Source organism: Hymenobacter defluvii (assembly GCF_017589435.1).
Taxonomy (GTDB): Bacteria; Bacteroidota; Bacteroidia; order Cytophagales; family Hymenobacteraceae; genus Hymenobacter; species Hymenobacter profundi.
In genome coordinates this window covers 1-9,837 of the sequence record NZ_JAGETX010000036.1, presented here as the reverse complement: position 1 = coordinate 9,837, position 9,837 = coordinate 1, and the positions used below count along the sequence as shown (strand labels likewise).

General features: G+C 48.9%; 7 protein-coding genes and 1 pseudogene. 4 read left to right on the top strand and 4 right to left on the bottom strand.

The features are described 5' to 3' along the window. On the bottom strand, positions 1–340 hold a 340-nt coding region (locus tag J4D97_RS22240), incomplete at its 3' end, for a GTPase-associated system all-helical protein GASH (protein WP_208309514.1). Positions 341–497: 157 nt separating this feature from the next. On the opposite strand from J4D97_RS22240, the gene J4D97_RS22235 reads away from it, so the two are divergent. Next, positions 498–953: a DUF4231 domain-containing protein gene (locus J4D97_RS22235; RefSeq protein WP_208309513.1), complete on the top strand. Its 456-nt coding sequence runs from the start codon at positions 498–500 to the stop codon at positions 951–953. A 38-nt stretch (positions 954–991) separates the two neighbouring features. Here the strand turns inward: J4D97_RS22235 and J4D97_RS22230 are convergent, their stop codons facing one another. The 3 genes from J4D97_RS22230 to J4D97_RS22220 all read right to left on the bottom strand — a co-directional run bounded on the left by J4D97_RS22230 (position 992) and on the right by J4D97_RS22220 (position 4,032). Continuing rightward, positions 992–1,963 (bottom strand): site-specific integrase, encoded by a 972-nt coding sequence (locus J4D97_RS22230; protein ID WP_208309512.1) that lies wholly within the window; start codon positions 1,961–1,963, stop codon positions 992–994. Positions 1,964–2,086: 123 nt separating this feature from the next. Next, positions 2,087–3,319 carry an AlbA family DNA-binding domain-containing protein gene (locus J4D97_RS22225; protein WP_208309511.1) on the bottom strand — a complete coding sequence of 411 codons (1,233 nt, stop codon included), beginning with the start codon at positions 3,317–3,319 and terminating at the stop codon, positions 2,087–2,089. A gap of 242 nt (positions 3,320–3,561) precedes the next feature. Continuing rightward, complete coding sequence (locus J4D97_RS22220) at positions 3,562–4,032, bottom strand: hypothetical protein (RefSeq protein WP_208309510.1); 471 nt, start codon at positions 4,030–4,032, stop codon at positions 3,562–3,564. Positions 4,033–5,711: 1,679 nt separating this feature from the next. On the opposite strand from J4D97_RS22220, the gene J4D97_RS22215 reads away from it, so the two are divergent. From J4D97_RS22215 to J4D97_RS22205, 3 genes and pseudogenes are all read left to right on the top strand, one after another. Continuing rightward, entirely contained in the window at positions 5,712–6,680 is a 969-nt protein-coding gene (locus tag J4D97_RS22215; protein ID WP_208309509.1) for a site-specific integrase, read from the top strand. A gap of 311 nt (positions 6,681–6,991) precedes the next feature. Then, complete coding sequence (locus tag J4D97_RS22210; RefSeq protein WP_208309508.1) at positions 6,992–7,873, top strand: DUF4007 family protein; 882 nt, start codon at positions 6,992–6,994, stop codon at positions 7,871–7,873. Then, positions 7,857–9,837, top strand: a pseudogene (locus tag J4D97_RS22205) (ATP-binding protein); the annotation flags it as partial. The gene J4D97_RS22210 and the pseudogene J4D97_RS22205, both read left to right, overlap by 17 nt.

The following is a 9,837-nucleotide window of genomic DNA, read 5'->3' as shown; positions in this document are numbered from 1 at the left end:
CTGTCAGCCAGATTATTCCCGCATAAGAAACCTCAGTAGACAGCTGTTGTAGCGCCGACAGCATGATAGCTCGAACATAAGGTATAGGCCGATCTCTACACTTACTAGAAAATGCTTTCCACTTAGTGGTAATCAACTCTTGCACTTCCGCCACCAACGGTTCAGAGGAATCTAATTCGGGGTCGAAAGCTAACTGAGTAACAGTTGAGATGCGGATCTTTTTACTGCGTATTCTTTTCTCTAACTCGGTTACAGCCTTCTGCAGGAATGTGAATTCCTCATGTTGATCAATAGAGATAATATGCTCATTTAAAAAGCTTTGAAGAATTGATTGGGCCATGGATATAGTAAAAAGAGGAAGCTGAAAGATAACAGAATTGATCTATGGGTGCAATTCTACTGTCGTCACATCGACAGGTCTTTCCCTCAACGTTTACTTAAATTGGCATCAGGTCTATTACAGAAAACAACCTTACTATCACCCGAATCGAGAAAGCATGGAAAGTACATTGAAAGCTTTTGAGAACCCTAAATCATTTGCTTATCACAAAAAAATACACTTTCTCACCAAAGCAAATCGCAATAAGAGAGAAGCCTTGTTTTGTCTATGGGCTAGCATTGTACTTTCACTATCTGTTCCGTTGTTTATTACACTAGGAACCAACGAAATGTGGTCCAAGATCATCCCATCAATTTTGACTGTATTATCTGCAATTATGTCCTCTTGGTTGCAACTGCGAAAACCACAGAAACTTTGGAGCATGTACCGAGATGGTCAACGGCTTATAGAAAATGAAATGGTTAAACACGAATTTTCCATTGGAGAGTATAATGCGGTTACTAATCCAGATGGCCTTTTAGCAGAAAGAGTCGCCGCTATTTCTCTCGATGTACACAAAGAGTGGACTAGTGTTGTGCCTGCTCCAGAATCCTTGCCTTCTCTAGAAAAGTAATTGATTTTCAATTATTTAATTACAATCCTGAAGGCTTATCACAAGCCAAGCTTTTTGGCTGAATTGTGTTGCAGCACATTATCCAGGCGAGTATAGCGCCGGATCATCGCACTGGTTTTGTGCTTCGTCTGATTCATGACTTCACTATCATCGGCGCCATTCAATTTTGAGATAGTCACAAAGGAAGCCCGCAAGGAGTGCGCACTATATTTTTTACCGAGGTGCAGTTGCACCAAAAGATTTAGCCGAATCGGGGTAAGTCGCCGATTGCTTAGGCGTTGACCCTTATAGAAGGAGCGAAACAGCGGGCCACTGGTATAGCCTTGTTCGTGCAACAGCTGCAGCCAATCCTTTAAAGCTCGAACCGGGCAGGTGCGTCGATCTGGATAAAAGAATACAGCTTTTTCCTCCGCTTCGCCCTGCTGATTGGTTTTACTCCGGGCCAAGTGTACGATGATGTGATCTTCCTCCACTTGCAAATCCTCTACATTCAAGCTGGTTAATTCCTGGCGGCGAAAGGCACCTACAAATCCCAGCAGCAGCAACGCCCGGTCCCGCACGCCGGCTGGCTGATTCAGATCGATAGCGTAGATAGCTCGTTTTAAATGATCCAGCGAAAAGGCGGGAGCCTGCTTTACCCGGACACCTTTCTCCTTGCTAATTCCTTCAATCAGCTTTTTGATTTTCTTGTCTTCGCCCGGCGCCGGATGACCCGCCAGGTTATGCGCCTTACTAATGGCCGCCAAGTGCTGCTTGATGGTCGAGACTTTTTTATTCCGGGCCAGGTGAATGAGAAATCCCGCGACGGTTTGCGTAGCTGCTGGCAGGGGTACTAAATCACATTCCTGACACCAGTGTAAAAAGCGCTTCCAGTTCCCCGAATAGGCTTCCTTGGTATTATCTGCGCCGTGTTCGGCCCGACTGAAATACCGGGCTCCTTCCTCCGCGTAGTCGTGTAACTGACGGTGAATAACAAGGCCTTGCGGCTGGCTCTGCTGGTCGGGTAACATCGAGGCAGGTAAAGTAAAGACGATGGGAAGAAATGAAGACGCAGCTACGCCAGTTATCTATTCACGCAAGTAGGCAATTGGACGCTTCTCGAAGCATGAGTACGCCTAAGTAGATGCTGCGCTCTACCGTATAGTGAGAACAACTTCTTTATTAACAGGCTTTCGTAGGTTTTTAGCGGTCAAGGTTAGGTGAAAACGTAATTGTCGGCCCGAGGCCTGTTGCGGAACAAACACACGTAACGGCTCCTGAAAGGCATAATTTTTGACCCCATGCTTCAGACTCTTGATACTGTCACGAATCAAATACTCGCCAGCGTTTTGCTGCACAGAAGCATACCGGATTTGCAGAAAACGGGCAGTTGGGGTAGAGTAAGCTGACTTCGTTTCTGGCCGGTCTATGATTTTCGTGGCGATGCTCACACCAGCGTCGTTCGGCAGCCTGACCGTCAACGAACAATCTTCCACGTACTGCTCGCTATCATTGAACAGGATAAAATTCAGCTTATGTGCCTGCTCCTCGAATTTGGCATACAAGTCGTGTTCCCGATACGTGCTTTTTACATTCAGCAGGTTCTTTTCCAGCTCCTCAATGGTTAGGTCTTCGTACCTAGATGGTCCCAATTGCCCTATCCTACCCATGCTGGATAAATCAAGCCCTTCGGGTAATTGTAGCTGTTGATATAAGCCCTGAAGTATTGGGTTGGTGCTATTGCGCTTTTCCAACATCTCCTGGTACCGCTGCCGCTTTTCCCGCTTTTCGTTGAGAATGGAAAGGATCTTTTGGCGGGCCACTTCGGAAGGAAAGATGGCCTCCGAACACGTGTGCGTGGAAGTGGCTTTCTGGCCATCGATCACTAACTGGACATCAATCTTTCCCGCAAACGGGTCAGCCGCCTGCCGCTGCGCAAACATGCGGTCAATGTCCGCTCGCCGGAGATTGAATGTCGAGGTTCCTTTCCGAATAACGGAATGCCCAATTTTAAGTATGGCTGAATCCTTCCGCATCATATAAGGCGGATCGTCTACACTGTGAATCCGAAATACACCTACCTGTTTGCCTTCCACCTCAACATAGGAATAGGTAAAGGGAATTTCGGGCTCGATGTTCTCTAGAATCGCCTTGTGGTAATTCGCATCGTCTAGCTGATCTGCTGGTGGCACTCCAAGTATTTCCCGCGTATTGTCCGGGTTGTGTTTGACGCCCACAATGAGGTATCTATCCCCCGGTACTTGGGCGTTGGCCATGGCCAGCACATCCTTGATGAACTCTGGGTTCGAGGCCGGTTTATAGGCTGTCGCTTTGAAATCGACGGTCGTACTTTCCGCTTCGTGAAGAATAATTTCCTGAATAGTCATAGACAGTAATGAAACGCTACCGACGGAACCGATACTGGTCGGTTTAGTAGGACCTCCTACAAGGCAGCTCACTCCTTATATATAAGGTCTCCACTCGAAGGTAAAAATAAGGTATCATAATCGCACAATATGAAACCTAATCGTTCTAAAAGTCAAGTAAATCTGTTTAAGTACAAATTATTTATATAATCATACTATATATTTGATAAGTTTAACTTTGCTGCAAAAGTATGCTTGACCTATTAGTAAGAAAACATTCCTTCATCTACATCTGGGGACTCATGTAATTTTTGCCCAGGAAAGTGAAGATAACCGCGCTCCAGATACCGCGCCGCCATGTAGAAAAGATAGTGTTGTGTAGAAGGCCAGCTCTTACTGTTTGTCTGCATCATCGTAGAGGTAGCCAAGTAGTGATACGCATTGCACAAACCTAGGCTCCACTGAAACCGCTGCTGACACCATGCCCGGATGAGGGGAGGAGCCGCGTCCGGATGCGTCTCGACGGCCAGTAGTTTGCCGGTGGCGCGAAACAAGTCCCGAGTGATAGCGGCTAGCGGCAGGCGGCTGTAACTCACATGGTATAAAAACTCGGTTAACTCGGCGGCTGACAAAGGCGTTAACTGCTGGTCATAGAGCAAAACCAGTTGGTGTTCCGTCGCGAGGTGCGTCAAGTAGTAGTGGGCGCCGCCGTGCTGCAGGTGAAATACTCCCACAGGACGAAGGCGCCTAGTCGGTAGATGCGTTTTGGCCGAGGGCAAGGAACCTGGCGGAAAACAACTCACGCCGCGCCCGTGTAGTTGCGCTGGATTATTCAGTTCCACGGGGTGTATCCCGTCTACATGCGGTGCTAAGTGCGCAACGAGGTGAGCCAGCGCCGGTAGGCGTGCGGCCAGTGACAGCGGGGAACATGAGGGGGACGGTACCGGATAATTCCAACAAGATTCCCATAAGTAGGGGTGGATGGAGTGAGCCGTTGGGTAGCAAGCGGACGCACGTTTGGACGAATTAGCCAGGGCCCAATAGCCGGCATTGAGGATGGGGGGCGCCGCACGGCGCTCTGTCTGCGGAGCACGGATGGCTATGGTCTGCTCGATAAGGACTTGTTCGCTGAAGAATAGAGTGTGGAGTGGGGAGAGAAGGTTCGCGACAGCCGTTACAGGAGGAGAGCCCGGAAAGAGTTGCTTCGACGGTGAAACACCTATATTTCCTACTGTGTGACAGATCACACGCTGATAGCTGTACCAGTCAGGGGCAGGCACCAGCGAATGCACTAAGAAATAGGTCTTGCCTTGCCACTGGAAAGATTCCCCACGCACCTGCAGCAGCACATCTCGTTCCAGTTCCCAATCCAGCCGCAGCCAGGGTGCCGGCAACTTCGACCGGCGACGGCGTGCCCACGCGAGGGCTAACCGCGCGTGCGCGCGTTGAATCATCTGGCAACAGCGCGGATTGAAGAGCATTTCCGCAAACAAGCGCATTTCGGCGAGGCGAAGCGTGTGCGCCGCAATACAGTAATGGGCCGTCTGATGCAGCGTCTCGTCCGGGGATGCCAACGGCCAGCAAACCCGGTCCAAGGCCAATCGAGAAAGACAAAACCCAATAATACGCGGACCACTGGCATAGTAAAAGGCGCGGGCCACCTCGAAACAAGGGAGCAGGATGCATTCCGTGCCCGTGTCCACGGGTAGATACCAGCCTTGTAGATCCCGGGGTTGCAATGGCCCAGGGCGATCCGCCTGGGGAAACAAGTGGTGGAGCCGTTGCGCGACCAACAGAGGGGCGCCAACAGAAAGCGACCGGCTTTCAACAGTAGTGGGAGCTAGCGGCGCGGGCAGTAGATACCCGTCCGCAGACCAACGCGTACCGGGAATTAACAGCCCCGCCCGAAATAGCGGAATAGGGTACTCAACTATATCTCCGGGTAGCGTAAGCCCGCCATTTAGTGCTTCGCTGCCTACCCGAAATCGTCCGATCGCGGTGTAAGACGATGCGTGTCGACCGATCGAAGGGCGTACTTGGCCGACCTCGACTAGTGCATAGCAGTGCCCCGGTGCCAACGGGGGCAAACTAGTTCCTAACCACGCAGTCGGAGAAGTCGCCATCTCATCGCGGAAGACGTTCGGTGTGTACTACCTACAACTAGCCGCATGCTCTTAGAGTACTTGTGCATCGTCTTTGAGCACTCAGGCCTTCCTGAAAGATACAACTTACCGGCGTAGCGAAAAAGTGCGCATCGTCTTTGGGCAGTTGATCATCCTCTTTGGAATTTAACAAAAGTTTACTTATCGGAACCTATTCCCTAATGAAGATAAGGACTGATAAGGTTTACTTATCAGTCCTTATCTTTGAAGCGCGGAAACTCCTGTTTTCGCCGCGCTACTCCTATTTATATATGGCTACCGAAAATCAACTGCCTATTACCGTTACGCCGCCCGCCGCGCAGGTGCCCGCCCACCTAGTAGAATCCACTGCGCGCTACGTTGAGTCCGGGCTGCGCGGGGCGGCCAACACCGTGCGCGCGTACGCCGGCGACTGGAAACGGTTTACCGCCTGGTGCGAACTACATCAGCTCACGGCGCTACCGGCGCCAACAGAAGCGCTGGTGGGATTTCTCACGGAGCTGGCGGATAACGGGAAAAAGTTTGCGACCATCGAGCGGCACGCGGCGGCCATTGCCAAGGCTCACGAACTAGCCGCGCTGGAGTCGCCCACGGCAGACAAGAAACTGAAGGTATTGCTTAAGGGCATTGCTCGCGAAATCAAGACCCGCCAAAAGCAAGCGCCCGCGTTTTCACTTGACTTATTCAAACGCACGATTAAAAGCATCAATGTTTCTGTGCCAGCCGGGCTACGCAACCGGACCTTACTGCTGTTGGGCTTTACCGGAGCGTTTCGCCGCTCGGAGCTGGAGGCGCTCAACATCGAAGATCTGGCCTTCGATGACGACGGCCTGGTAGTGACGCTGCCGCAGAGTAAAACTAACCAGCTGGGTCAGGCTGAGGAGAAAGCGATTTTCTACTCCCCGGATTCGGCACTATGTCCTATTCGTTCCCTGCAGACTTGGCTGCGAGTACTTGGTCGCACGCAGGGCCCAGTATTCGTATCGCTGCGCAAAAACAACCAGGTGACTGATCGGCGCATGACGACCAAGTACACCAACCTAATCGTGCAGCAGTACTTAGGTCCTCAATTTACCGCGCACTCCTTGCGGGCCTCATTCGTAACGGTTTCCAAGCTCAATGGCGCCGATGATTCTAAAGTCATGAACCAGACTAAGCATAAGACTAGTGCAATGATTCGCCGTTACACTCGCCTCGACAATGTGCGTCAGCATAATTCCGCTAAAGAATTAGGCTTGTAATTGTTTCTTCAATACTGTAAGTGTAATGTCCTTGCACACACTTGTAAGTCCCTAATGCACTAATCGACTAGAAACTTAGGCCTTGTAGCAAATAAGAGGTCAACGTGAAGAGACAACATGCCATCGTCTTCCGACGAATATATTGGGTATGCCACTTGATGCAATGATATTAATTTACTACGCTAACAAGAAATATGTTAGGCATAAAATGCTATAAGTCAAACCACAAGCAGCAAATGCTTTGCTCAAAATATTAGCACAACTTGATAGGCCTTACCCTTATGACTATCTTAGCTTGAAAAAAGTACGTCATGCTATTAGACCGTCTCATATTTCAAGGCCACGATACATTCATTTGTCGAAATAACTGGCTGAAGAAAGGCTACGATTTTCTACATAGTGGCGGCAGCTTTACAAATGATGATGCAGTAGTGCGACTTGGAGTTGGTAAAAATATGGTTACCTCCATTCGTTACTGGCTGCGTTCGTTCGGCTTAACAGATGAGACAGATGCACTTCAACCTATTGCTCATCAAATACTTAGTGCAGATGGTTTGGATCCCTATCTTGAGGATGAAGCTACTTTATGGTATCTCCATTACTTACTGGTAAAATCTGGTAGAGCTTCCCTCTATCACTTCATTTTCAATGAGCTGCGTAAGCAAGGCTTTTCCTTTAGCCGTGCCCAACTGCAGCAATATGTAATACGAAAGTGTACTGAACGGGAAGTAACTGTAAATGAGAATACGCTGGAGTCGGATATGACCGTCTTTGTGCGCACTTATGGCCCCTCAGGAAAAGGTGGTGGTAAGATAGACATCGAAGAAGAGTCAACTGGGTTGCTGCAAGACTTAGGTTTGCTAACCATTAGTAAGACCGATGGCGTCCGATACCATATCGAAAATTTAGAGCGTCCTGAGTTGCCCTGGCAAGTGGTTTTGCAAGTGATACTCGAGAATGAATCCTACGGAGAAGCAATCAGCTTTACCGATTTGGAAGTCGCTCCTGACTCTCCGGGGCTAGTGTTCGCCTTGAATGAAAAAGGACTGTTTTATAAGATAGAGGAAATGATGGTGCAGTTTCCGACTGCTATTGTTTACTCCAGCACAGCAGGCAACCGTGTGCTGACCATTAAGAAAGACCAAATCAACCTCACGGAGGTTCTGCAAGCATATTATGGCCAAATCGTATAGCCCATCCGTTAACATTGTGCGCGATGCGAAACAGAAACTTTCGTATCTGCCCACACAAAATGCGCAGCGAGTTTTTGGACAAATCGTTGACAACTACCTGTCAGGAGTTCATTGCTTTAATATAGTAGGGGCATACGGCACAGGTAAATCAGCTTTTCTATGGGCATTCCAACAAACGCTGAAGAAAAAGCATGAATACTTTAAAACCGAAGTCGGTTTTAAAAAGGTCAAGTCTTTTCGATTTGAACGCTTCATAGGTCAGTATGCCTCTCTGAAAGAAACGTTTGCTCGGCACTTCATCAACGATGGGAATGCTGAAACGACAACGGAATATATTCTTCTAGCCATTGAGCTGCAGTACCGCGAGCTTGCTAAGAAAGGTACTGCACTCGTCCTTTTAATCGATGAATTTGGCAAGTTTCTAGAGTATGCGGCCAAGGAAAGCCCAGAGGATGAATTGTACTTTATTCAAGAGCTAGCTGAATATATTAACGACCCCAGTCGAGATATAATGTTGGTGACAACAGTTCACCAAGACTTAAGTGCTTACGCTGTCAGCTTAGGACGTACACAACGGCAAGAGTGGGAAAAGGTGAAGGGGCGTTTGAAAGAATTGACTTTCAACGAACCGGTAGAACAGCTTCTCATGCTTGCGGCGCAACAGCTAGCTTCTTTACCGCGCTCCACAGTTGCTAATCCAACAACAAATGCACGGTTATTTGAAGCAATTGAGAAGGCGCAGGCATTCCCGTTGCGTGACTACTTCACGCTGGAAATGCAGCAGCAGCTCTGGCCGCTTGACTTGCTCGCGGCCGCTGTATTAGTACAAGCATTGCAGCGCTACGGTCAAAATGAACGGTCATTGTTCTCCTTCTTGCAATCAAACGATTATCTCGGTTTAGAACAGCAAGCCGTTCAAGGAACATACTACCATATGAGCCTGGTGTATGATTACCTGAGCTTCCATTATTATTCCCTACTCACTTCCCGTTACAATCCACACTTCGCTCAATGGGCCATCATTCGGTCAACGCTGGATCAAATAGAGAAGTATCTAGAAGAGGCAACTGATCTAGAAACCGCAAAACAGCTGATAAAAACTATTGGGCTGCTGTCCATTTTTGCGCCGGCTGGTGCAGAAATTAGCAACGAATTTTTAGAGGTATACACTCAAACAAGCTTAGGCCAATCCACTGCAGCTCCTATACTGAAGCTACTGCAACAGCATAAGATCGTGCGCTTTGTTCCGCACAAAAATAGCTTCATCCTGTTTGAAGGAACAGACTTAGATATCGAAGTCGCTATCGATGAGGCTGGTAGTCTTGTAGAGCAAGTCACGGACGTAGCTAAACGCCTACGTGAGTTTTTCACGTTCCCTTATATTGCCGCCAAGCAAGTTTCGTTTGAGCGAGGGACACCCCGCATTTTCGAAGTGCAGATGACGGACGACGTGCTGTTGGTAGAGCCTCGAGGTGAAGTAGATGGGTTCGTAAACCTGATTTTTTCCGATACCCTCACCATTGATAAGCTACAACAAACTGTAGGCAGTCGCAATGAGGCGGTGCTGTATGGCATCTACCAGCGGTCGGGCGACATTAAAAAGCTGATCCGCGAGATTGACAAGGTGCGCAAGGTGCGGGAGGAAAACTTAAATGATAAGGTTGCCCGACGGGAGCTGAATAGCATTTTGGAACATCAAGAAGCGTTGCTTCGCCATTATGTTATAGACAGCCTATACGCGCAAGACGGAGCCATCGCTTGGTTTTTTAATGGCCCCGTGCCCGTAAACTTTCTAGGGCGGCGTAGCTTTAATCGTTGCCTGTCGGCCATTGCTAGTTACGTATATCCTTCGACCCCGGTATACCGCAGTGAGCTTGTCAACAAAACCAAACTGTCGTCTCCTATCCAGACTGCCCGGAAGAACTTTATGCGGGCATTGTTTGAAAAGTGGCAGCAGTCTGACC